General features: G+C 47.8%; 18 protein-coding genes and 1 pseudogene. 11 read left to right on the forward strand and 8 right to left on the reverse strand.

Translation table 11 applies throughout. The features are described 5' to 3' along the window. Positions 1-62: 62 nt before the first annotated feature. The 4 genes and pseudogenes from BMY63_RS01255 to lon all read right to left on the reverse strand — a co-directional run. Positions 63-1,211, reverse strand: a pseudogene (locus BMY63_RS01255) (DEAD/DEAH box helicase); the annotation flags it as partial. Positions 1,212-1,231: 20 nt separating this feature from the next. Then, positions 1,232-2,431, reverse strand: coding sequence for an LptF/LptG family permease (locus BMY63_RS01260; protein WP_255397403.1), 1,200 nt, complete (start codon positions 2,429-2,431; stop codon positions 1,232-1,234). Then, positions 2,428-3,555 (reverse strand): tRNA guanosine(34) transglycosylase Tgt, encoded by a 1,128-nt coding sequence (gene tgt, locus BMY63_RS01265; RefSeq protein ID WP_091899361.1) that lies wholly within the window; start codon positions 3,553-3,555, stop codon positions 2,428-2,430. Before tgt ends, BMY63_RS01260 begins: the two co-directional genes overlap by 4 nt. Beyond that, entirely contained in the window at positions 3,552-6,002 is a 2,451-nt protein-coding gene (gene lon / locus BMY63_RS01270; RefSeq protein ID WP_091914217.1) for an endopeptidase La, read from the reverse strand. Before lon ends, tgt begins: the two co-directional genes overlap by 4 nt. A gap of 138 nt (positions 6,003-6,140) precedes the next feature. On the opposite strand from lon, the gene BMY63_RS01275 reads away from it, so the two are divergent. Both BMY63_RS01275 and BMY63_RS01280 read left to right on the forward strand, forming a co-directional pair. Continuing rightward, positions 6,141-6,848 carry a tRNA1(Val) (adenine(37)-N6)-methyltransferase gene (locus BMY63_RS01275; protein ID WP_091899363.1) on the forward strand — a complete coding sequence of 236 codons (708 nt, stop codon included), beginning with the start codon at positions 6,141-6,143 and terminating at the stop codon, positions 6,846-6,848. 11 nt (positions 6,849-6,859) lie between these two features. Further along, positions 6,860-7,627 carry a nitrilase-related carbon-nitrogen hydrolase gene (locus BMY63_RS01280; RefSeq protein ID WP_091899364.1) on the forward strand — a complete coding sequence of 256 codons (768 nt, stop codon included), beginning with the start codon at positions 6,860-6,862 and terminating at the stop codon, positions 7,625-7,627. 217 nt (positions 7,628-7,844) lie between these two features. Here BMY63_RS01280 and BMY63_RS01285 read toward each other — a convergent pair whose 3' ends face one another. Beyond that, positions 7,845-8,240 (reverse strand): DUF3127 domain-containing protein, encoded by a 396-nt coding sequence (locus BMY63_RS01285; protein ID WP_091914219.1) that lies wholly within the window; start codon positions 8,238-8,240, stop codon positions 7,845-7,847. 167 nt (positions 8,241-8,407) lie between these two features. Between BMY63_RS01285 and dnaN the strand changes: the two genes are divergently transcribed. The 5 genes from dnaN (at position 8,408) to BMY63_RS01310 (ending at position 14,791) form a co-directional block, all read left to right on the forward strand. Then, positions 8,408-9,532, forward strand: coding sequence for a DNA polymerase III subunit beta (dnaN, locus tag BMY63_RS01290; protein WP_091914221.1), 1,125 nt, complete (start codon positions 8,408-8,410; stop codon positions 9,530-9,532). 17 nt (positions 9,533-9,549) lie between these two features. Further along, a complete protein-coding gene (locus tag BMY63_RS01295; protein WP_091914223.1) occupies positions 9,550-10,407 on the forward strand; it encodes a 3'-5' exonuclease in 858 nt (285 codons plus the stop codon). Between the two features lie 124 nt (positions 10,408-10,531). Then, positions 10,532-11,401, forward strand: a complete 870-nt coding sequence (locus BMY63_RS01300) for a type IX secretion system protein PorD (protein ID WP_091914933.1) — start codon at positions 10,532-10,534, stop codon at positions 11,399-11,401. A 12-nt stretch (positions 11,402-11,413) separates the two neighbouring features. Continuing rightward, the gene (gene recN, locus BMY63_RS01305) at positions 11,414-13,072 is read left to right on the forward strand and encodes a DNA repair protein RecN (protein ID WP_091914224.1); all 1,659 of its coding nucleotides are present in this window, start codon (positions 11,414-11,416) and stop codon (positions 13,070-13,072) included. A 60-nt stretch (positions 13,073-13,132) separates the two neighbouring features. Beyond that, positions 13,133-14,791, forward strand: coding sequence for a tetratricopeptide repeat protein (locus tag BMY63_RS01310; protein ID WP_143065684.1), 1,659 nt, complete (start codon positions 13,133-13,135; stop codon positions 14,789-14,791). A gap of 101 nt (positions 14,792-14,892) precedes the next feature. On the opposite strand, the gene dnaB is transcribed toward BMY63_RS01310, so the two are convergent. Genes dnaB through BMY63_RS01325 form a run of 3 tightly spaced genes read right to left on the reverse strand, consistent with a single transcriptional unit; the run spans position 14,893 to position 18,400 of the window. Next, the gene (dnaB, locus tag BMY63_RS01315) at positions 14,893-16,446 is read right to left on the reverse strand and encodes a replicative DNA helicase (RefSeq protein ID WP_091899370.1); all 1,554 of its coding nucleotides are present in this window, start codon (positions 16,444-16,446) and stop codon (positions 14,893-14,895) included. 12 nt (positions 16,447-16,458) lie between these two features. Continuing rightward, entirely contained in the window at positions 16,459-17,088 is a 630-nt protein-coding gene (locus tag BMY63_RS01320) for a trimeric intracellular cation channel family protein (protein ID WP_091899371.1), read from the reverse strand. A 40-nt stretch (positions 17,089-17,128) separates the two neighbouring features. After that, on the reverse strand, positions 17,129-18,400 hold the full coding sequence (locus BMY63_RS01325) for a replication-associated recombination protein A (protein WP_091899372.1): 1,272 nt from the start codon (positions 18,398-18,400) through the stop codon (positions 17,129-17,131). Between the two features lie 200 nt (positions 18,401-18,600). Between BMY63_RS01325 and BMY63_RS01330 the strand changes: the two genes are divergently transcribed. The 4 genes from BMY63_RS01330 to BMY63_RS01345 all read left to right on the forward strand — a co-directional run bounded on the left by BMY63_RS01330 (position 18,601) and on the right by BMY63_RS01345 (position 23,847). Continuing rightward, on the forward strand, positions 18,601-19,032 hold the full coding sequence (locus tag BMY63_RS01330; protein ID WP_091914228.1) for a hypothetical protein: 432 nt from the start codon (positions 18,601-18,603) through the stop codon (positions 19,030-19,032). Between the two features lie 242 nt (positions 19,033-19,274). Beyond that, positions 19,275-20,102 carry a hypothetical protein gene (locus tag BMY63_RS01335; protein ID WP_255397404.1) on the forward strand — a complete coding sequence of 276 codons (828 nt, stop codon included), beginning with the start codon at positions 19,275-19,277 and terminating at the stop codon, positions 20,100-20,102. A gap of 43 nt (positions 20,103-20,145) precedes the next feature. Continuing rightward, positions 20,146-22,335: a sodium-translocating pyrophosphatase gene (locus BMY63_RS01340; protein ID WP_091899374.1), complete on the forward strand. Its 2,190-nt coding sequence runs from the start codon at positions 20,146-20,148 to the stop codon at positions 22,333-22,335. Between the two features lie 21 nt (positions 22,336-22,356). Then, the gene (locus BMY63_RS01345) at positions 22,357-23,847 is read left to right on the forward strand and encodes a phosphatase PAP2 family protein (RefSeq protein WP_177178353.1); all 1,491 of its coding nucleotides are present in this window, start codon (positions 22,357-22,359) and stop codon (positions 23,845-23,847) included.

Raw genomic sequence — 23,847 nt, forward strand, 5'->3', positions numbered from 1 at the left:
TTCCCACGACTGTGCCATCGACCATGTCGACGAGTGTTCGAGCGCTTCTTCTCGCGTTTCACGTATTCAGGTCCCTCTCCGAGACCTTCGGGCAGGGGAGTCTTCTCAACCTCCTTGCCTAAGAAATGCTCTATCTGCTGAAAACGGTAGATATCTACGTCACTCACAAATGTAATGGCCTGTCCGTCGCGATCGGCACGGGCAGTACGACCGATACGATGCACGTAATCCTCGGCATCATGCGGCACATCATAGTTAATGACCATACGGATATCATCGATATCTATACCACGGGCAACAATATCGGTAGCTACCAATACATCGGTCTGTCCAGCTTTGAAGCGGTACATCACCTCATCACGCTCCTGCTGAGTCAGATCGCTGTGCATTTGATCACAGTTGATATGCATCTGCTTCAGACTCCGTCCAATCTCTTTGACTTTTTCCTTTTTACCAGAGAAGATAATTACACGTTTCAAGTCACCAGCCTTAAAAATATGGTTGATAATCTTCAACTTTTGGGGATCATAACAGATATATGCTGACTGTTGAATCTTCTCTGCAGGCTTTGAAACGGCAATCTTTACCTCTACAGGATCATGAAGCAGGGTGACAGCGAGTTCACGGATCTTAGGCGGCATTGTTGCAGAGAACATGATACGCTGGCAAGAATCCGGCAACTCCTTCACAATCTTCATGATATCATCGATGAAGCCCATGTCGAGCATACGGTCAGCTTCGTCGAGCACAAAGAATGAGCATCGTGACAGATCGAGATTTCCCACCTTTAGATGACTAAGTAATCGCCCTGGGGTGGCGATGAGCATATCAGCACCTAGACGCATTCCTTTAAGTTCCTGTTCATAGCGTCCGCCATCGTTACCGCCATAGACAGCTACACTACTCACTCCGTCAAGATAGTAACCGAAGCCCTGCATGGCCTGGTCGATCTGTTGGGCAAGCTCACGGGTCGGTGACATTATAATACAATTGATGGCATCCTTGGGGTATTCTCCATCGTCAAGTTGTGACAAAATTGGTAGAAGATATGCCGCCGTCTTACCAGTACCCGTCTGAGCAACTCCCAATACATCGTATCCATCGAGGATTTCCGGGATGCACCGTTCCTGAATAGGCGTCATTTCATCGAAGCGCATGTCATAGAGCGCGTCGAGAATATTATCGTTCAAATATGTTTCTTCAAATTTCATTCTTTAATCTTTCATTTTCATCAATTCGGCGACTGTCTATAGCAGAAGTATGCAATGAACACATACAACAGATTAGGTATCCATGCAGCCAACATCGGTGGCGTGTCGGCATTGATAGCAAACGTGGAACTGACAGTCTGCAAGAGGATATACGAGAATGATAGCGCCAGTCCAATACCCAGATAGAGTCCCATGCCGCCTTTCCTTTTCCTACTGGATAGTGAGGCTCCGATAACGGTTAGGATAAACGAGGCAAAAGAGGTCGCTATTCGTTTGTGATACTCGACCTCATACTGCACGACATTGCCCGATCCGCGTTCCGTCTGCTTGGAGATGTACTTTCGCAGTTCATTTGAGGTGAGAGTCTCCTGTTGTCCTTTCGAGAAAACCAAATCCATTGGCTCCATCTGTATCAACGTGTCCATCACCATTCCAGAGACAATCTCTTCACGTAATCCTTTCAAAGTACGAATCTTATAGTTCTGTGCCTTCCAGTGGTATCGTTCGTCACTGATAGAGTCATATCGGATAGATGAAGCGGTCATATGACTCACTAGCTTTTTATTCTCAAACTTGTCGAGCGAGAAGCCATAGCCTGTCTTGGAACGGTCATCATACTGTTGTAGATACGCGATAACGCCAGGACCAACCATCAGCTGGACATTACTAGCTGACGTAACTCGCCTCTTGTTCTTGTATTTTGACTCAAACTCCATCTTTACCTGATTACCTTTGGGGATAACATACGCCCCCAGGTAGAAATTGACTGCTGCAATAAGAGCTGCAGAGAAGAGATAGGGCCGAAGAAGTCGCTTGAAGCTGACACCAGCAGCCAGCATCGCAATGATCTCACTGTTGCCTGCGAGTTTCGACGTGAAGAAGATTACGGAAATGAAAACGAACAACGGTGAGAAGAGATTAGCGAAGTAGGGTACGAAATTGGCATAGTAATCAAAGATGATTGCCTTTGCGGGTGCTCCGTAGGTCGCAAACTTCGATAGATTCTCATTGAAATCAAAGACAATGGATATGGAGATAATCAGAATGATGGAATAGACATACGTACCAATAAACTTCGTAATGATGTATCTGTCGAGACGAGTCAGATAAAGCTTCGGGTTCAGGAAGCGTAAGGGAGAAACCACTTTCCGTAGTGGCTCTTGTATCTTCTGCCACAACGTTTTCAGATAGGCAGTCATCGTCTTTAATTGCTCTTTCATCTGCGTTTCCCTAATTGTTCGATAACGGAACGTTTCCATTGTACGAAGTCACCTGCGATAATGTGCTGACGCGCATCTGTGACTAGTCGTAGATAGAAGGCGAGATTATGGATGCTAGCAATCTGCATGGCCAATAACTCCTGTGCCTTGAAAAGATGGTGCAGGTAGGCTTTTGTATGAATGCGGTCAATCTCACAACCTTCAGGGTCGATTGGTGAGAAATCATCTTCCCATTTCTTATTGCGCATGTTCATGGTTCCCTCATAAGTAAAGAGCATGGCATTACGCCCATTGCGTGTAGGCATCACACAGTCGAACATGTCAACACCGCGCTCAATACCCTCCAAGATATTCTGTGGAGTACCCACTCCCATCAAGTAACGAGGCTTGTCTTTCGGTAGAATCTCGTTCACCACCTCAATCATCTCATACATCACCTCGGTAGGCTCACCAACGGCCAGACCGCCGATAGCGTTTCCGTCCGCCCCGATATCGGCCACATGTTTGGCCGCTTCACGACGGAGATCTTTATACGTACATCCCTGAACAATGGGGAATAGACTCTGCTCATAACCGTATAATGGTTCAGTCTCACGGAAACGCTTCACGCAGCGTTCCAACCACCGCTGGGTAAGGTGGAGACTGTTCTTGGCATACTGGTAATCGCTTTGTCCCGGTGGACACTCATCAAAAGCCATCATGATATCTGCACCAATGGCACGTTCGGTGTCCATCACGTTCTCCGGAGTAAAGAAATGCTTCGAACCGTCAATATGACTACGGAACTCACATCCCTCTTCGCGGAGTTTCCTGATGCCTGTTAAGGAGAAAACCTGAAAGCCACCGGAGTCGGTGAGAATCGGACGATCCCATGTATTGAACTGATGCAGACCGCCTGCTTTCTTAAGAATATCCAATCCCGGACGGAGATAGAGATGATAGGTGTTGCCTAGAATGATCTGCGCTTTAACTTGATCGCGTAATTCACTGAAATGCACACCTTTGACAGTACCTGCCGTGCCGACAGGCATAAAGATCGGAGTCTGAATGGGACCATGAGCGGTCTGTATCAGACCAGCCCGAGCGTCACTCGCATTGTCTCTGTATTGAACCTCAAATGTCATTTCTTCTCTTCTTCCTTTATGCTGAAGTCAAGCGGATGCTTCACTATCTCCTTCGTAAGGGCAAAGTCCCACACATCTTGCACATTCTCCACATAGTGGAAAGTGACCCCCTTCAGATAGACATCGGGAATCTCATTGATATCTTTCTCATTCTCACGACACATCACGATATCAGTGATACCCGCACGCTTGGCTGCAAGAATCTTCTCTTTGATACCGCCTACAGGCAACACCTTTCCACGAAGGGTGATCTCTCCTGTCATGGCTGTGTTCTTTCGTACCTTGCGCTGGGTGAGAGCAGAGGCGATAGAAGTGGCGATTGTGATACCTGCCGACGGACCATCCTTCGGGGTGGCACCTTCTGGCACATGGATATGGATATTCCAGTTGTCAAAGATCCGATAATCGATGTTCAGGAGATCGGCATGTGCCTTCACATATTCCAGTGCAAGAATGGCCGACTCTTTCATCACATCACCGAGATTTCCTGTTAGCGTAAGCTTCGAACCTTTTCCCTTTGACAACGAGGTCTCGATAAAGAGGATCTCACCACCCACACTCGTCCAGGCCAGACCAGTCACAACACCGGCATAGTCGTTGCCCTGGTAGATATCACGATAGAATGGTGGCTTGCCTAACAGTCCCTCCAGTTCATTAGGAGTAATCTTCTGATAATCGTCGCTGCCATCCAACTGTCGTTTATAGGCAATCTTTCGAAGAGCCTTGTCGATCTGCTTCTCCAACTGACGGACACCGCTCTCACGTGTATAGCGCTCGATGATCATCTCAATGGCTGATTTGTTGAATGTCGGTTTGGGCTTGGAGAGATTCAGGCCTGTATTCTCCAACTCACGGGGGATGAGATGACGCTTGGCAATCTCAATCTTCTCCTCTGTAATATAGCCGCTCACCTCGATAATCTCCATACGGTCAAGAAGTGGACGCGGTATTGTGCCGAGATTATTGGCCGTAGCAATGAAGAGAACCTTGGACAGGTCATAGTCTACATCGAGGTAATTGTCGTGAAAAGCATTGTTCTGCTCAGGGTCAAGCACTTCCAGAAGAGCACTGGCAGGATCACCATTCTGGGTCATCTGTGTCACTTTGTCAATCTCGTCCAGGATGAACACCGGATTAGAACTGCCGGCTTTCTGAATGCTTTTAATGATTCGACCAGGCATGGCGCCAATATATGTACGACGGTGTCCACGGATTTCTGCCTCGTCATGGAGACCGCCGAGAGACACACGCACATACTTGCGTTTCATAGCTGCGGCGATAGACTTGCCCAGGGATGTCTTTCCAACGCCCGGAGGACCGTACAGACAGATGATGGGACTCTTCAGATCGCCACGCAGAGCCAGTACTGCCATATACTCGAGGATACGCTCTTTTACTTTCTCCATGCCATAGTGGTCATGATCAAGAATTTTCTGAGCACGCTGCAGGTTCAGATCGTCCTTTGTATATTCTCCCCATGGCAGACTGACCAACGTCTGAAGATAGGTCAACTGCACATTGAATTCCGGGCTTTGTGCATTGAGATTATCCAACTTGTCGACTTCCTTATAGAAGGTCTTTGCCACTTCCGAAGGCCAATGTTTCTTCTCGGCCTTGTTCATTAGCTCTATCTTCTCCATCGACTCCCCGGTACCCATCTCTGCTTGCATGTTCTTGATCTGCTGCTGCAGAAAATAGTTACGCTGCTGTTCGTCAATGTCCTCACGTGTTTTATTACGGATATCTGCTTTGAGGTTCTGGAGATTAATCTCACGGTTGATGATCTTCATCGTCTCGAAAAGACGCGTCTTGACCGTCTCTGCCGTCAGCAAGTTCATTTTCTCCTTCATGCTGAATGGCATATTACAACAGACGAAGTTCAATGCCATGAAATCGTTAGAGATATTTTTGATGGCAAACGAAGCCTCGTCAGGAATCTCCTCTGTCACATTGATGTATTCTCCTACCAGTTCACGGAGGTTATCCATGGCAGTTTTGAACTCCCTGTCGTTCTTTTCGGGTTCAATATCAGGAACAGCCTCCACCTCACCTTCAAGGTATGGGAGCGATTTCACAAGCGTATTCAGGCGCATGCGTCCCATTGCCTGTACGATTGCTGTAATGTTTCCATTCGGGAGTGTCAACTGCTTGACAACACGTCCATAAACGCCATATTCATGAAGATCATCCTGTAATGGTGTCTCTACGTCAGGGTCACGCTGACTGAGCACACCGATAATCTGGCCTTTCTTCTCTGCTTTTCTGATGAGTTTCTTGCTTGACTCTCGTCCAATCAGGATGGGAGAGACAACACCAGGGAAAAGAACCAGATTACGGACTGGCAAGATAGGAACTGACTCGGGCATTTTCACGTTAAAGAAATCCTGAAAATCTCCGTCAATGTCAGCAATCATCTGGAATGCCGAATTTTTATTCTGATTACTCATGTTTCGTTTAATCTTATTCTATTAGCGAATTTGGGTGCAAAGGTACTAAAATTAATTAAGAATGAAGAATGAAGGATTAAGAATTAACAAATTATTCGTAACTTTGTGGCGAAAAAGATGCATTTGTAAGAAACTTTAATGTCGAACGATTATTTTCAATTCCGACAATTCCGAATTCGTCAACAGCGATGTGCCATGAAAGTGGGTACTGACGGGACACTGCTTGGCTCCTGGGCACAGACGCCGATGCCACGTTGTCGAATCCTTGATATTGGCACTGGTACTGGTCTGATTGCCTTGATGATGGCCCAACGTTTTCCTGAATCATCAGTTATGGGGATCGACATAGATGCCGAAGCCGTTGCTCAGGCACAGGAGAATGTTGAGGAATCACCTTTCGCACAGCGGATAACCATTCGGCAGGCTGATGTTCTGCAGTTCGACGACGAAGGGAAATTTGATGCTATCGTCTGTAATCCTCCGTATTTCGTAAATGCCCTGACATGTCCTGACCAGCAACGTACCACTGCGCGTCATACTGTTAGCCTCTCTTACGAAGGACTTATGCAGAGGGTTGCCAGACTACTGACTACAGAGGGGCTGTTTTCTGTGGTGATACCCGTAGATAGTCGCTCTGCACTTGAAACGGCAGCCTACTTAAACGGCTTATTTCTAAGTCGTGTCTGTATGGTCAAAACGACGCCTCGTAAGGCACCGAAGCGTTGCATGATTGAATTTGTAAAACACATTAAAAATGAAATAGATATAGAAGATGGAATTATTGAAGAAGCACCATGTGTTAGGAGTGATTGGTATCAACGTCTGACTGCTGAATTCTATCTCTAAGATGTTTTAATATGAAAGTGACTGTAATACAACTGGACATCGAGTGGGGGAGTCCGTCGGAGAATATCCGCAGGGTAGAGCAACTGATGGCAAAGGCCCCCAGCAGTGATCTATATGTTCTGCCAGAGATGTGGAACACTGGATTTGTCACGGAACCCCAAGGTATTGCTGAGGATGAAGGTGAGAGTCCCTCTCTTGAATGGATGCGTACTACGGCAAAGGAACGACATTGTGCCATTGTGGGTAGTATGGCCGTCAGAACTGCCGATGGAATCTATCGAAACAGACATTATTTTGTGAATGGTAAGAATCATTCAGTTGAATATTATGATAAACACCATCTGTTCAAATATGGCAAGGAAGACCTGTTCTATACAGCAGGCGAGACACCAACGGTTGTTGAATACGAGGGATTCCGACTGTTGTTGCTCACATGTTATGACCTACGTTTTCCTGTGTGGTGCCGTTATTCAGATGCTCAGAACTATGATGCGATTGTTATTGGGGCCAGCTGGTCAGAAAAACGCCAGAATACTTGGCAGATTCTGACTCGCGCCAGAGCTATGGAAAACCAGGCCTATGTCATTGCGTGTAATCGTGTTGGTGACGATGCTGATGGACATTATCGCGGATTGAGTGCCATTATCAGTCCAATTGGAAAGACACTGGCTGCTTGCAGACAAAACACTGCAGATGTTGCATCATTTGAACTGGATTTGGAATCGCTCCGCCATTATCGTAGAAAATTCCGAGTTTTAGACGATCGCGATATCCTATAGCTGACTCTGGAGGTTTCCTCGGAGCAAAGTGGGACTTTCCTCGGAGGAAACTCGGACTTTCCCCGGCATATAATTTTTGAAGGTACGGACTAAACCTTCTTTGGATTAGAATCGGCATTATGATAAATAAAAGAAACGAGAACCAACCCACTTCATACAAAAAGCGTGCTATGTTCTTATCAAATAACACAGCACGCTTTAAATGATTTCTTAAATATTAAAATGGCAGGTCGTCAGCACTGCCCTCACCAGCAGGCTCTTGTGCTGGAGGGAATGGTGCTGTTGCTCCTGTCGGTGGGAATGGCGCAGCCTGAGGTGCACCAGCTACGGGCTGTTGAACTTGACCACGAATCACGTTATAAGCACGGATATCATTGAACCAACGTCCATTAAACTCATGGGCATCGATATCGAACTGCACAGTAAGATCCTCTCCCTGTTGGATGTTGAACTGTTTGATGCGATCCTCGCCAAAGATCCTGAAGAGACACTTTTTAGGATACTGGCCGGGCACTTCGATCACATAGTCTTGCGACATCCATGAGTTGCCTGTACGTGCTGACACACCGCTCTGGGCAGGCATCACGGCAATAATTCTACCTGTTAATTCCATTTCAATTGTTTTTATTTGTTGATTTTTTCGTTTTCACGTGGCGAAATTACTAAAAATAGTTTGAATCGCATCATTTTCTCCTAAAAATTTTGTTGATTACAACGTTTTTTTGTAATTTTGTGCTCAATTATATAAGTTGTAATTAAGAACAAAATAACTATAAAATTATGCGTTTTACATTATCAAGTACCGCACTGAGCAACAAGCTCTCTGCCCTCTCAAAAGTTATTAACAGTAAGAACGCCCTGCCGATTTTGGGCGACTTCGTGTTTGAGATCACAGACAACGTACTTTATCTGACTGCGTCAGACAGTGAGAATGTGATGAAAACACAAATGGAGTTAACAGAGAGCGATGGCAACAGCCGTTTTGCCATTGGCAACCATGACCTATTGGAGGCTGTGAAAGGATTCTCAGAGCAGCCGATTACCTTTGATGTTAATCAGGAGCAGAATATTGTAAAGATCTCTTATCAGAACGGTCTGTTCTCGCTCCCAATCGAGAGTGCGGACGAGTTTCCGATGGCTCAGCCTGTGAGCGAATACGCCCATGCCATCACGATTCCAAACGCTATTCTTGCTGAGAATATCAATCGTAGTATTTTTGCGACTGCTCAGGACGAGTTGCGCCCTGTCATGAACGGTATCTACTTTGACTTGACGGCCGACTGTCTCGCCGTGGTAGCCAGCGATGGTCATAAACTGGTGCGTAATAAGATCTATACTATCAAGAGCGACCAGCCTGCCGCATTCATCCTGCCGAAGAAACCTGCCAACCTCCTTCGTAACCTTCTTGGTAAGGATGGTGGTGATGTGATCATCCGCTTCGATGAGCGAAATGCCGAGGTGAACTATGGCGATGGTACCATCCAATGCCGTTTGATTGAGGGACGCTACCCCAACTATAACTCTGTCATTCCACAGAGTAATCCCAATGAACTCCGCACCGACCGCCTTGGTTTGCTGGCAGCACTCCGTCGTGTACAGCCGTTTGCCAATGACTCTAGCAATCTTATCCGCTTCCATGTGGAAGGTACGACCCTGCAACTCGACGCTGAGGACTATGACTTCTCAAAGACTGCTACGGAGCGTATGACATGCGAATACAACGGGCAGCCGATGAGCATTGGCTTTAAGGGCTCCTCGTTTATCGAGGTTCTCAGTAATTTCGATTGTCCCGAGGTAATCATCCAATTGGCAGACCCCAGTCGTGCCGGTCTTGTACTGCCATCAGAGCAGCCAGAGAACCAGGATGTGCTGATGCTGATGATGCCGATGCTGATCAACGACTAATCGACAACCGTGAATCCATGAAACTGAATCTGACGAAGCCACTGGTGATCTTCGACTTGGAGACGACTGGGCTCGACTTGGTGAAAGACCGCATCATCCAGATATCCTATATTAAAGTTTGTCCGAATGGTGAGGAGATAAGAGGCAATGAACTGGTGAATCCTGAGCGCCCCATCCCCGAAGAGGTGGCGGCACTCACGGGCATCAGTGATGACGATGTGAAAGACAAGCCGGCATTTAAGCAAATAGGACAGCGGTTGGCAACAACCTTTACGGGCTGCGATTTTGCTGGTTTTAATTCTAATCACTTCGATATTCCCCTACTCGCAGAAGAATTCCTGCGTGCAGGCATCGACTTTGATTTCTCGAGATGCCGACTGATTGACGTTCAGACCATCTTTCATAAGATGGAGCGCAGAAACCTTGCAGCCGCCTATAAGTTCTATTGTGGACGGAAAATGGAGGACGATTTCGAGGCGCATCGTGCCGATCAAGATACAGAGGCAACCTATCGTGTGCTTATGGGAGAACTCGACAAGTATGCGCCAGGTGCTAATGAGGATCCTGAGAAAGTTTTGGAAAACGATATGGAACAGTTGGCCGCCTTCTCAAAGACGAACAACAACATTGATTTCGCAGGGCGAATCGTCTGGGGCGAGATGAAAGACCGTTACGGTAAGCCCCTACTCGACAAAGACGGTAACCCGCGTCTCACCGAGGTGTTTAACTTTGGCAAGCATAAAGGCGTGCCAGTGGCTGATGTACTGCATATCGACCCTGGCTATTATAGTTGGATTCTCGCTGGTGATTTTACGTACAACACCAAGCAGGTCCTGACACGTATTCGTCTACGTGAGGCGCAGGCGCTTCGTTAGATGATTTGCAGGAGTGTATATATAATAGATGATAAATGATCCAAAGATAATGATGATGAATATGCGACAGGGATTTCTATCAGTAAGAAAGGTGCTGGTCGCTTTATCCATTATCATAGGTCATATGTCATTTTTTTCTGTGAGTGCCCAGGAGTTGCAAGTTAGGGTGAACATCAACCACAGTCAGATACAAGGTACCGATGTGGATATCTTCGACAACCTCCGGCAGACTATCGAACAGTTCATTAACGAACGCCATTGGACAGAACTGCAGTTCCAGAAGAACGAACGTATCCGATGTAACTTGAGCATCACTGTCGACAGATATATCCGTGAGGAAAACCGGTTCGAATGTACGGCTCTCATCCAGGCTAACCGCCCTGTGTATAATGCATCTTACACGTCTACATTATATAATAATAAAGACGAGAATTTCCATTTCACCTTTGCTCAGTTCGACCAGCTGAACTTCAGTGACGAGCAGGTTGACAACCAACTGACTGCTCTCCTCGCCTACTATGCCTACTTGATCATAGGCCTCGACCTTGACAGTTTCGCTCCGATGGGCGGAACGGATATACTCCAGCGGTGCATGTATCTCGTGAACAACGCACAGAGCCTTGCTTTCCCTGGCTGGAAATCGTTCGAGAACAATCGCAACCGTTTTGCCATTATCAACGACTATCTTGACGAGGCTATGCGTCCATTCCGACAGTTCCAGTACGATTACTATCGTAAAGGGCTTGACGAGATGGCTAACAATGCCGAACGGGGACGGACGGAGATATCACAGGCTCTGGAGGATGGACTGAAGACTGCACGCAGTAATAAGCCACTGAGCATGTTGCCGCAGATATGGACCGACTACAAGCGTGATGAACTTGTAAACATCTACCAAGGCAAAGGTACCCAGAAAGAGAAAGAACGTATCTATGGCCTCTTGATGAGTATCAATGCCTCACAGAACGGTAGTTGGGAAAAGATTAAGAATTGATAGCTGATTGATATGCTGAAACATTTATATATCAAGAACTTCGCGTTAATCGATGAACTCGATATTGAACTGCATCAGGGTTTTTCGGTTATCACAGGAGAGACAGGTGCAGGTAAGAGCATCATCCTGGGCGCCATCGGTCTACTGCTTGGGCAGCGTGCCGACACGAAGGTCATGCGCCCAGAAGCCGACCGTTGTGTCATTGAGGCTCATTTCGACCTCGCGCGCTATGACATGCAGGCTTTTTTTACTGACAACGATATCGACTACGACCCGAATGACTGTATTGTACGTCGTGAGTTGACATCCGCTGGCAAGAGTCGTGCTTTTATCAACGACACGCCCGTACAACTCTCCATGCTGAAGGAACTCGGCGAACGACTGGTCGACGTACATTCACAGCACCAGAATCTGTTGCTTAATAAACAGGACTTCCAACTCAGTGTGGTCGATATCATCGCTGATGATGCCAAGGCCTTGTCACAATACCGTCGGACCTTCCGTCAGTACCAGACGGTACGGAAAGAGCTCACGCTCATGCAGGAGACGATTGAGCAGAATCGACAGAATATAGATTTCCTGAAGTTCCAGTGTCAGGAACTTTCTGATGCCAACCTTGTGGCTGAAGAACTGGAAGAACTGGAACGGAAAAGTGAGACCATGTCACATGCCGAGGAGATTAAAGGGGCTCTCTTTGAGACAGATAAGGCTTTGTCTGCAGAGGAGACAGGTGTCACGGGATCCATACGTACGGCTATCCACGCTCTGAAAAGCATCGAACGGGTCTTTCCGGATGTGTCGGAATTGATACTGCGTCTCGACAGTAGTTATATCGAATTAAAAGATATCGCTCAAGACATTACCTGTCGTCTGGAGAGCGTTGATTTTGACCCTGCAGAACTCGATATCGTAAATGCTCGTCTTGACCGTCTCTACGATTTGGAGAAGAAATACCACGTGGAGACCATAGATGCTTTGATTCAGAAGCGTGATGAACTGAAACGGCAACTTAATAGTATTGAAAACAGCGACGAGGCACTTGCTGTCCTCCGTCATCAGGTAGATCAGTGGCAGGTACAGGTCGAGAAAGAGGCTGCTGTACTAACCAAACTTAGAGAAGGGGCAGCTCGACAGATCGAGAAAGAGATACAGACACGCCTCATATCTTTGGGTATGCCGAATGTACGCTTTGCTATTACCAACACTCCGACAGAGCCAGGACCCGATGGACAGGATAAAGTGTCCTTCCTTTTTAGTGCTAACACCTCCACCCCACTCCAGCCTGTCTCACAAGTGGCTTCTGGTGGCGAAATCGCCCGTGTCATGCTGGCTTTGAAGGCGATGATCAGTGGTGCCGTCAAACTTCCTACCATCATCTTCGACGAGATAGACACAGGTGTCAGTGGTAAGATGGCGGAAAAGATGGCAGAAATCATGCAAGAGATGGGGCGTCATGGTCGTCAGGTCATCAGCATCACCCATCTGCCGCAGATTGCAGCCTTGGGAACCACCCACTATCGGGTTGAGAAAGAAGATACGAGCGAGGGAACCACTAGTCGGATGACCGAGTTACTGCCTGATGAGCGTGTCATGGAGATTGCCCAGATGCTCAGCGGCAGTAATGTGTCCGAGGCCGCCATGCAGAATGCTCGTCAACTGCTCCATCTCTGACAATAGAATAGATTACTCAATAATATACTAAGGAATTATATCATACAAGATTATATGAAAATGAAACGAATACTACTTTTAATGACCTGTCTTGTCTCACTGACGATGAGTTTTGCTCAGCCTGCCTGGGTGAAGAAAGCATCTCGGTCGGTGTTCACCCTGAAGACTTTCGCCGCTGACGGTTCGCTGATAGCTAGCACCAATGGTTTCTTCACAGGATTCAATGGTGAGGCCATCAGTAATTTTACACCATTCAAGGGTGCTTCACGGGCTGTTATCATCGATGCCCAGGGAAAAGAGATGGACGTGGTTGGCATCCTCGGAGCTAATGATATGTATGATGTCGTCAAGTTCCGGGTTAATGGAAAAACACAACCACTCATCATCAGTGCAACAGTAGCACCTGTCGGTAGTCAGGCATGGCTACTTCCCTACCGAGAACAGAAGAATCTCCGTAATGGACTGATTCGTAAGGCGGAGGTATTCCAAGACGATAATGCATATTATACGGTAGCCGTGACAATGTCGGATGGACTGGTCAGCTGTCCACTTCTCAACAATGCTGGCGAGGTAATCGGCATGATGCAGCAGCCGGCCTCTGTCGGTGACTCTCTGAGCTATGCCGTAAGTGCCCGTTTCGTTGACTCTCTGAAAATTAGCGCTCTGAGCTTCAACGATGCAACTCTTCGTCTTACCAATATCAAGAAAGAACTGCCCATGGATGTGAAGGAGGCCACACTCCTACTCTTTCTCGCGGCCTCGCATACCGACTCGGTCTCTTATGCCACCATGATCAATGATTTCGTACGCCAGTTCCCCAATGCTCCCGATGGATATATCTATCGTGCTCAACAGGAGAGTGCTGCTGGTGACTTTTCTGGTGCAGAACAAGATATGGAACGGGCTATCAAGGTGTCGGACAAAAAAGACGATGCGTATTTTAACTATGCGCGTCTGATCTACAACAAGGAGATTTATCAGAGTAACCAGCCATATGCCAACTGGAATCTCGATAAGGCTCTGACACTGATTCGTGAGGCCAATAGTATTAACCCCTTGCTCACCTATCGACAGATGGAAGGAAACATTCTCTATGCCCAGAGACACTATCAGGAGGCGTGTGATCTCTTTGTGGCCTTAGCCAGAGAGTCCAATAACGCAGAACTGTGGTTTTCTGCATCTAGTTGTAAGCAGCAACTTAACGACACCACCGCTCGTCTGGCACTTCTCGACAGTACGATGAACACGTTTAGTAAACCGTATCTGAAAGAGGCTGCTGTATATCTGTGGACGCGTGCCGAAGCACGCCGTGATGCCGGTAAGTTCCGTGATGCCGTCAGCGACATGAATGAATATGAGGAACTGATGAAAGCCTCGATCAACGATAATTTCTACTATCTCCGTCATCAGACAGAAATACAGGGACGTCTCTACCAACAAGCACTCAACGATATCAATCGTGCCATTCAGATTAATCCGAATGAGACTCTCTACTATGCTGAGAAGGCCTCACTTGAGATCCGTGTGGGACATTATGACGATGCTATCGCCACAGCCCGGGAGTGTATTGCCATTAATGCCGACAACAGCGATGGCTTTCTCTTCCTTGGTTTGGCACAGTGCCTGAAAGGTGATAAACAGGAAGGTATTAAGAATCTGCAGAAAGCCAAGGAAATGGGCGACCCGCAGGCACAAGCACTCATTGAGAGATACCAGTAATACACTGTTTGGAGGTCGTTGTTAGAATTTGATATTCCCTACAATAAAGAATCCCACCATTTGGTGGGATTCTTTATATTTGTATAACCCGATGCAACGCATTAAAACGGTAGCGGCCCGTCGTTTGTTGGTGGTGGCAGAGGAGCACCGCCGAATGGATCATAACCAGATGCAATATCAGGCATCTGTCCGTCGCCATTAATTTTCGAGCCGACAATCTCTCCACCGATGGGTGGACGATTAGCAAGGTTCTTGTCCTCTGGGTTCTCAAAACGTGTATATTCGCCACGGAAGGTCAGCAGTACATCGCCCGTAGCACCCTTACGATGCTTGGCGATAATAATCTGAGCCATACCATGCAGATCACGACCGTTATCATCCTGGTAGATATGATAATACTCTGGTCGGTGTACAAAAATAACCATATCGGCATCCTGCTCAATGGCACCCGACTCACGGAGGTCAGACAACTGCGGTCGTTTTCCTTCCAATCCTTCACGGCTCTCAACACCACGGTTCAACTGACTCAGTGCGAGGATAGGTATATCCAATTCCTTTGCCAGTCCTTTCAATGATCGTGAAATGGTCGACACCTCCTCTTGTCTGGAGGAAAACCGCATACCATTGGCGTTCATCAGCTGCAGGTAGTCAATCATGATGAGCTTCACACCGTGCTCACGAACCAATCGACGCGCCTTCGTTCGTAATTCAAACACCGAGAGTCCCGGTGTGTCGTCAATATATAAAGGAGCACCGAGCAAGTTGTTGATACGTTTATCTAGACGATCCCACTCGTCCCGCTGCAACTGACCATTCAGAATTTTTGAACCTTGTATCTCGCATGCATTGGAGATGAGTCGGTTAACCAACTGCACGTTCGACATTTCCAAAGAGAAGAATGCCATCGGTACATGCATGTCGGCTGCGATATTCTTTGCCATAGACAAAGCAAACGAAGTCTTACCCATGGCCGGACGACCGGCAATGATTACCAGATCGGAGGCCTGCCAACCACTGGTGATATCATCAAGCTTATAATAGCCTGTCGACACGCCCGTCAGACCATCTGTGTTCTGTGCAGCCTTTGAAATCACGTCCAACGCTTGTTTAATCACTGGGTCGATAGCAGTATAATCCTTCTTCATATTCCGCTGACTCAGTTCGAAGAGCGATCCTTCCGCCTCTTGCATCAGATCTTCCACGTCGATGGTCTCATCGAAGGCTTTTGTCTCAATAACACTGGCAAAGGATATTAGTTGTCGTGCCAACGACTTCTGCGCTACGATGTTTGCATGATACTCGATATTCGCCGACGAGGCCACACGTGAGCTCAGTTCAGCTACGTATCCTGGTCCACCTACTTCTTCGAGATGTCCCATCTTCGCCAACTGCTCCGTGACTGTCAGCACGTCTACGGGTTTTTCTTCCATGCTTAGGTCGCGAATGGCAGTATATACCATCTGGTTCCTTGGCTCATAGAAACTCTCTGGATGCAGCAGTTCGCATACCACGGCATACGCATCCTTGTCAATCATCAGTGCACCCAGCACTGCCTTCTCAACTTCCAGCGCCTGCGGCTGCAGGTGTCCGTAGGTATTATCCACAGGTTGCTGCCTGCGCTGTCTTCTTCTGTTCGTATTTTCTTGTTCAGGCATAATCTTTTTCTGTTAGCTGTTTGTCTTTGGTGTCTCCTTCAGTACCGGTAGTGATATATGGTATCTAACGGCAAGAAATCGTGTCATACATGTCACGACGAAACTTATCACCGCACTCCATTCCACCGATAGTCCCACACTGATTAGCAGCCAGTAAACCAGTCCACCGAGTACACTCGCCATGGCGTATATCTCTTTATGGAAAATCACAGGTTCGTTGTTCAGTAGTACATCACGGATGACGCCACCTGCCGATCCGGTGATGCATCCCATGATGATGGCTACCCAGAACGGTTGTCCGAGTGCTATGCTCTTCTGTATACCGGCGATGGTAAAGAGTGCTAAGCCTAGTGTGTCGAACACGAACCATGCATTTTTCAATGGCTCCATCCATTTTCCGAAGAAAGCCACCGTCAACAAAGCCACGGCCGTACATATCAGATAAATGGGAGTGGTCATCCAGAACGGTGTCGTACCAAGCATCACGTCACGGATGGTACCGCCACCGATTGCCACCGCTACACCACACACATAACCACCAAACCAGTCGAACTGTTTGGCAGCTGCATGTCGGATACCTGATATAGCAAAGGCAAACGTACCCAGTAGCTCTATTATTTTAATAATTACTTCTTGTTCCATATTGGATTTCGGCAATCGGTGTTATCAATTATAACTGCTATTATTCATATCTTTTCCCCCAATAGTTCACCATCCGTTGGTACATCTTTTCCTCGGTAGGGTTATGCTGACCATGCCAGAAACGTTCTTCTGTCAGAGCGTCAGGCAGATACTGCTGGGGCGTGAAATGGCCGGGAAAATCATGGGGATACTTATAACCGTCGTGATAGCCCAACTCCTTCATCAGTTCCGTAGGTGCATTACGAATAGGTAATGGCACCGGCTGATTTCCCGTTCGTTTCACGGTTGCCAAGGCTGCATCAACGCCCAGATAGGCACTGTTGCTCTTCGGTGAAGTGGCTAGATAGACCGTCGCCTCTGCCAGAGGTATTCGTCCCTCCGGCCAGCCGATTTTCATCACAGCGTCAAAGGCGGCATTGGCTAATAATAGGGCATTAGGATTTGCCAGTCCGATATCCTCAGCGGCACTGATTACCAATCGTCTGGCAATAAACTGCGGATCTTCCCCACCCTCAATCATCCGTGCCAACCAATAGAGTGCGGCATCAGGGTCTGAGCCCCGGATACTCTTGATAAAAGCTGATATAATATCGTAGTGCATCTCCCCGTCCTTGTCATAGGCTAATGGGTTTTGCTGCAAACGGTTTACTACGGTCTCGTCGGTGATTATAACTTCCTTAGATGCTTCAGCATCTACGACCAACTCTAATATATTCAGTAGTTTACGAGCGTCGCCACCACTATATCTAATCAGTGCATCAGTTTCCTTTAATTGGATATCTCGTTCCTTTAGAAAAGTATCAGTATGGATTGCCCGATCGAGCAGTTTCAGCAAATCGTCTTTCTCCAACGATTTCAATACATAGAGCTGACAACGTGAGAGCAGCGGTCGGATTACCTCGAACGAAGGGTTCTCCGTCGTGGCACCTATCAAGGTAACGATACCTTTCTCCACTGCACCAAGCAGGGAGTCTTGCTGTGACTTCGAAAAACGATGTATCTCGTCGATAAACAAAATGGGAGACCGTTCATTGAAGAAGCGTCCCTTCTGGGCTTTCTCTATCACGTCCCTCACATCCTTCACTCCGCTAGTTACTGCCGACAGCGTGAAGAACGGTGTCTCCAACTTGTGAGCGATAATTTGCGCCAAGGTGGTCTTGCCCACCCCCGGCGGTCCCCATAGGATAAACGACGATATCCGTCCTGCGTCAATCATCTTCCGCAGGACAGCGCCCTCGCCCACCAGATGCTCTTGGCCGATGTAGTCGTCAAGGGTACGAGGTCGTAGTCGTTCGGCTAAAGGTTCTGCCATTTTTGGTTTTTGCTTGCAAAAATACAAAAACTCGATTGAAATCCCAAATTTATTCCTTCATTTCTCTCGCCTTCCTTCCAGTCTATAGGTTATTATTGTTGAATCGGCTCAGATTTATTCATTTTAAACCCAAAGTGAGTCGATAATTGGAAAATTAAATCGTATCTTTGCCAACGAGATGAAACAAAAGATTTGCAATTATGACAATAGAAGAGTATTTGAATAAGCCATATTGGGTAATAGACATACTGCCCAAGCAAGTTCCCGCCGATGGCAGAGAGCAGTACTTCAGGGTTGAGAAATACTTTTTGGAGCATCCTCAGATTGACATCATCTACAGAAAGTTCACCAATATCCTGCTGAAACTGAATTGTTATGAAGATATCAATGTGAGTCATGACGGTGATGAATGGATTACGAATCCAGCCCCACATGAACTGGAGAATGCATTGTTGGCATGTATGACCGACAAGCAGATGCTTTACATCCTTTTGAAATCAGCTGATGCCCTAATAACAGTCAGCGGTGATAACACCTATATGACTGTCTATAATCCAACGGAGGAGTCAAAAAAACTAATAGACTCATTGGCTGTCTCTGAGGGATTGTTTATGTGGAATCTGGCCATGTGATGGAGAAATGCGTTTTGTACCTACAGGCGAAGCGTTTTACGACGAGTCTCCGTATACGCCGTGTGATTGATTACCTTTGTTCGTGGTAAGTGTGAAATGATGATGTGGTGGGCGGTGCTTGCGAAGGGTCTCGAAAAAACTCTATAATTCTTATATATGAAGAGAAAATCGAAAAAATATGCCCTAAAAACTTGCTAATAAAAAATAAAGTATATACATTTGCAGTAAAAATCAGAGAAAACATGGCAAGAACAAAACAAACACTACAGGAAAGCAACTCAACACTGTCTATTAAGTCTATTACAAAGAGCAGTGTCTGGGATATTCAGGAGAACGATGTGTTCCGCATGTGGGATGCGGCCGCAAAAGACACAGAAGTTAAGGAAAACATTCATCACTATCTCGATATTTTCAAGAGCGCCTTTCTTGTTGAGGAGATCAAGGAAGACGTGTTGCTCGTGAAGAAAAGCTATGAGAAACGTGGTTTTAAGGTGGCACAGATCAAGTTTGATGAAAACATGAAATTTGCATGGGCCATCAAGAAACGTCCTATCATGCGCGTCACCGATCTTACATACGAGAATATCCGTCATATTTCCGCTACGAAATTGCTTGAGGTCATCGACCGTAATTTCGGCGGTGGTTGGGATTCTCTGTCCCAGTCAATCCAGGACATTATCCTGAGCGGTTTCGATATCTCCACCACTACCCTTCCCAAGGACCGTCTTCACAAGAAAGGTGGCATGTACGAGAAGAAAGTGGCCGATGGCTATGATGTGCTGGAGGTGGAAAAAGGCGGCTGGGTTGAAGCCATTTTCGCAAAACTGAAGCCTGAGCAAGAAAAGATCCGTATGCAGTTCTCAAGCAAGGGGCGTGGTGACGAGGATCTCGACGATGATGAGGACTATGAGGTTGAGGACAACTATAGCTCACATGATGAGGATGACTCAGTGGTGGAGGATCCTAAAGATGAAGATATCACCGAGGATAACTACTCTACGATGATGGATCTGGGTGGTGAGGATCCCGACGACGAGGCAGCCGGTATGATTGACTTCTCCGACGAATAGCACACATATATTATAAACCAATAAAAAGCCTAAGATTATTAACATGAACATCCCCACTGTATTCTGGCTCGTGCCCGTCGCATCGGTCGTGGCACTGAGCATGGCGTATCTGTTTTTCACTCAGATGATGAAAGCTGACGAGGGTACGCCCCGTATGAGAGAGATTGCACTGTATGTACGCAAAGGAGCTATGGCCTACCTTAGACAACAGTATCGCGTGGTCACTATTGTCTTTGTCGTGCTCTGTGCCCTCTTCGCCTTTATGGCCTACGGGCTACACGTCCAGAATCCGTGGGTGCCTTTTGCCTTTCTCACCGGTGGTTTCTTCTCCGGTTTGGCAGGCTTCTTCGGCATGAAAACTGCCACCTATGCCTCTGCTCGTACGGCTAATGCTGCCCGTGAGAGTCTCGATGCCGGTCTGAAAATCGCGTTCCGCTCTGGTGCCGTGATGGGACTTACCGTCGTCGGTCTGGGCTTGCTCGATATCGCCATCTGGTTTGTCGTTCTGAACCAGTTCGACGCCGATGGATTGATCTCCATTACTACCACGATGCTCACCTTCGGTATGGGCGCTTCGACACAGGCACTCTTTGCCCGTGTGGGTGGTGGTATCTATACGAAGGCCGCTGATGTGGGTGCCGATATCGTGGGAAAGGTTGAGGCCGATATCCCTGAGGATGATCCACGTAACCCTGCAACCATCGCTGATAATGTCGGAGATAATGTGGGTGATGTGGCCGGCATGGGAGCCGACCTATACGAGAGCTATTGTGGTTCGGTACTTTCTACTGCAGCACTTGGCGCCTCTGCCTTTGCGGCCAGTGCTGTTGACGGCATGCAGATCAAGGCGGTTATCGCACCGATGATCATTGCTGCTGTAGGTGTATTTCTCTCCCTGTTAGGCATTTTCCTCGTCCGCACGAAAGAGGGTGCCACGATGAGGGATCTGCTGCGTTCGCTTTCTTTGGGCACGAACATCAGTGCTGTGCTCATTGCTATAGCTACTTTCGCCATCCTCTACCTGCTTGGTATTGACAACTGGTTGGGACTTTCCTTCTCCGTCATCTCCGGACTGGCTGCTGGTGTCATCATCGGTCAGGCCACCGAGTATTATACCTCACACAGCTACAAACCTACTCAGAAGATCTCTGAGGCCGGACAAACAGGTGCTGCCACTGTCATCATCAAAGGTATTGGTACCGGCATGATCTCCACGTGTATCCCTGTTATTACCATCGGTGTGGCTATCATGCTCAGCTATCTGTGTGCTAACGGTTTCGACCTCTCTATGTCATCGACTTCTTTGGCACATGGTCTCTATGGTATTGGTATCGCTGCCGTGGGTATGCTCTCCACCTTGGGTATCACTCTGGCTACCGACGCATACGGTCCTATCGCCGACAATGCTGGTGGTAATGCAGAGATGTCTAGTCTTGGTGAGGCGGTGCGTCATCGCACAGATGCCCTTGATGCTCTGGGAAACACGACGGCTGCAACAGGAAAAGGCTTTGCCATTGGCTCGGCTGCACTCACAGCCTTGGCTCTACTTGCTTCGTATATCGAGGAGATTAAGATCGCCATGGTTCGTGCCGGTCAGACGCTGACGAATGTGAGTGGTGATGTCATTGCTGCTTCAAACGCGACGATTCCCGACTTTATGAACTATTTCCAAGTGAACCTCATGAACCCGAAGGTGCTTGTGGGCGCTTTCATCGGTGCCATGGCTGCATTCTTATTCTGTGGTATGACCATGGAGGCTGTAGGTCGTGCCGCTGAGAAAATGGTACAAGAGGTACGTCGACAGTTCCGTGAGATTGCTGGTATCCTTGAGGGAACAGGCACTCCCGACTACGGTCGTTGTGTGGAGATTTCTACCCGTGCAGCTCAGCATGAGATGATCATCCCCTCTATCCTTGCCATCATTATTCCTATTATCGTGGGAATCGTTCTTGGCGTGGCTGGTGTCCTGGGTCTGCTTGTTGGTGGTCTCGCTGGTGGCTTCACTCTTGCTGTATTCATGGCAAATGCCGGTGGTGCCTGGGATAATGCGAAGAAGAATATTGAGGAAGGAAACTTCGGTGGTAAGGGTTCCTTTGCCCATAAAGCCTGTATCGTCGGTGATACCGTCGGTGACCCGTTCAAAGATACCTCCGGTCCTTCTCTGAACATTCTGATCAAACTGATGTCCATGGTAAGCATCGTGATGGCAGGTCTGACTGTCGCCTTTGCATAGTGGACATAAAAAATGATAAAAATGAGACGAAGAATATGCTTTGTGATGACTGCCATACTGCTGTGTGTCAGTAGTCATGCGCAAGACCTGCCCGATGCCAGTAGGTTTCTGCCTGGGCCGCCTGAGACAACCTCTGTGCAATACATCAAAGACTACCTCCAGTATGTATGGGGAAAGAGTTTACGTGACAGCACACGCGGTCAGCAGGCCGTGAGTGACTTCAGTACGGAGATTTCAACCTATCTGAAGGCTTACTCTAAGGTGCTGAATACCGACCTTACGAGTGATATGCCTAAGTTGAACCTTTTGTTCGAGTACTGTATGAACTACGGCATCCGAATGCAGAATCAAGCCCAGAAAAGCTATTCTTATCGTCGTCCCTATGCTCGTTTCAAGGACAAGACGCTCATTCCTGCCTTTGAAGATACCTATCGGGATGTCAGTTCCTATCCCGCTAGTCAGGCGCTCTTCGGTTGGATGTATGCGATGGTGCTAACCGAGATAGCCCCCGACCGTCAGAATGAGATCCTGGCACGTGGCTATGATTTTGGTGCCAGCTCTGTCATCTCCGGCTACCACTGGGATAGCGATGTCTATGCAGGCTTTCTTCTGGCGTCGGCACTTGTCTCACGTCTGCACACTTTCCCCGGGTTCAGTGGTATGATTACTGCCGCTCGGACGGAATACGAGAAGAAGACGGGTGTCAAGAATCCCACAGCAGGTAATAGCGACGAGGCCTATTTTGCCATCAGTGAGTTACCTGATGCCTATAAGTATCTGCCTGCTCCTCCCGAGACCATCTCTCCATTCTTCGCCTGCGACCTGAGTGCCTACGAACAAGGCAAGGCTGCACGTGAAGACGTCTACGGAGACCTGACGGAGACTGGACAGCAGGCATTGACCGATATTACCTATTCGGCCGATAACTTCTGTAAGGTCTATTCCCCTATCTTCGGTAAGGAAATCTCTGCGACAGCCACACCGCAACTCTATAAACTCATGTCGTTAGTGCACCCGTTGGGCAACGGTGCCACTCAGACATGCAAGGCTTATTATATGCGACCGCGTCCCTATGTGCAGATGAACGAACTGACACTCTACGCCCCCGACGAGGACCATCTCCGTGATACCGGTTCCTATCCCTCTGGTCATGCCTCTGGCAGTTGGCTTCATGCTCTCGTGTTAGCGGAAATTAATCCTGATGCCGAGGAGGCTCTACTGGCGCGTGCCTATCTGTTTGGTCAGGGCCGTGTCGTATCCGGCTACCATTGGCAGAGTGATGTTGACATGGGGCGCCTCGTAGCGTCAGCCATCTATGCACGTCTGCATACTAATACTGCGTTCCTCGAACAACTCGAACTGGCCCGACAGGAGTATAAAGGAACATCGGCTATCCGTGATGTTCGTGCCGAACAGTCTGAGGCACCGGTGTACAACCTCCAGGGCATTCGTGTTGACAGTCCCTCACCCCCCGGCGTCTATATTCAGGACGGTCGGAAAGTTGTTTACTGA

It is taken from the genome of Prevotella aff. ruminicola Tc2-24 (genome assembly GCF_900110895.1).
Lineage (GTDB): Bacteria > Bacteroidota > Bacteroidia > Bacteroidales > Bacteroidaceae > Prevotella.

What these genes read in the sequence shown, in the direction of transcription:
- BMY63_RS01260 (WP_255397403.1), bottom strand. Translation starts at nt 2,431, where the DNA reads ATGAAAGAGCAATTAAAGACGATGACTGCCTATCTGAAAACGTTGTGG.
- tgt (WP_091899361.1), bottom strand. Translation starts at nt 3,555, where the DNA reads ATGACATTTGAGGTTCAATACAGAGACAATGCGAGTGACGCTCGGGCT.
- lon (WP_091914217.1), bottom strand. Translation starts at nt 6,002, where the DNA reads ATGAGTAATCAGAATAAAAATTCGGCATTCCAGATGATTGCTGACATT.
- BMY63_RS01275 (WP_091899363.1), top strand. Translation starts at nt 6,141, where the DNA reads ATGTCGAACGATTATTTTCAATTCCGACAATTCCGAATTCGTCAACAG.
- BMY63_RS01280 (WP_091899364.1), top strand. Translation starts at nt 6,860, where the DNA reads ATGAAAGTGACTGTAATACAACTGGACATCGAGTGGGGGAGTCCGTCG.
- BMY63_RS01285 (WP_091914219.1), bottom strand. Translation starts at nt 8,240, where the DNA reads ATGGAATTAACAGGTAGAATTATTGCCGTGATGCCTGCCCAGAGCGGT.
- dnaN (WP_091914221.1), top strand. Translation starts at nt 8,408, where the DNA reads ATGCGTTTTACATTATCAAGTACCGCACTGAGCAACAAGCTCTCTGCC.
- BMY63_RS01295 (WP_091914223.1), top strand. Translation starts at nt 9,550, where the DNA reads ATGAAACTGAATCTGACGAAGCCACTGGTGATCTTCGACTTGGAGACG.
- BMY63_RS01300 (WP_091914933.1), top strand. Translation starts at nt 10,532, where the DNA reads ATGTCATTTTTTTCTGTGAGTGCCCAGGAGTTGCAAGTTAGGGTGAAC.
- recN (WP_091914224.1), top strand. Translation starts at nt 11,414, where the DNA reads ATGCTGAAACATTTATATATCAAGAACTTCGCGTTAATCGATGAACTC.
- BMY63_RS01310 (WP_143065684.1), top strand. Translation starts at nt 13,133, where the DNA reads ATGAAACGAATACTACTTTTAATGACCTGTCTTGTCTCACTGACGATG.
- dnaB (WP_091899370.1), bottom strand. Translation starts at nt 16,446, where the DNA reads ATGCCTGAACAAGAAAATACGAACAGAAGAAGACAGCGCAGGCAGCAA.
- BMY63_RS01320 (WP_091899371.1), bottom strand. Translation starts at nt 17,088, where the DNA reads ATGGAACAAGAAGTAATTATTAAAATAATAGAGCTACTGGGTACGTTT.
- BMY63_RS01325 (WP_091899372.1), bottom strand. Translation starts at nt 18,400, where the DNA reads ATGGCAGAACCTTTAGCCGAACGACTACGACCTCGTACCCTTGACGAC.
- BMY63_RS01330 (WP_091914228.1), top strand. Translation starts at nt 18,601, where the DNA reads ATGACAATAGAAGAGTATTTGAATAAGCCATATTGGGTAATAGACATA.
- BMY63_RS01335 (WP_255397404.1), top strand. Translation starts at nt 19,275, where the DNA reads ATGGCAAGAACAAAACAAACACTACAGGAAAGCAACTCAACACTGTCT.
- BMY63_RS01340 (WP_091899374.1), top strand. Translation starts at nt 20,146, where the DNA reads ATGAACATCCCCACTGTATTCTGGCTCGTGCCCGTCGCATCGGTCGTG.
- BMY63_RS01345 (WP_177178353.1), top strand. Translation starts at nt 22,357, where the DNA reads ATGAGACGAAGAATATGCTTTGTGATGACTGCCATACTGCTGTGTGTC.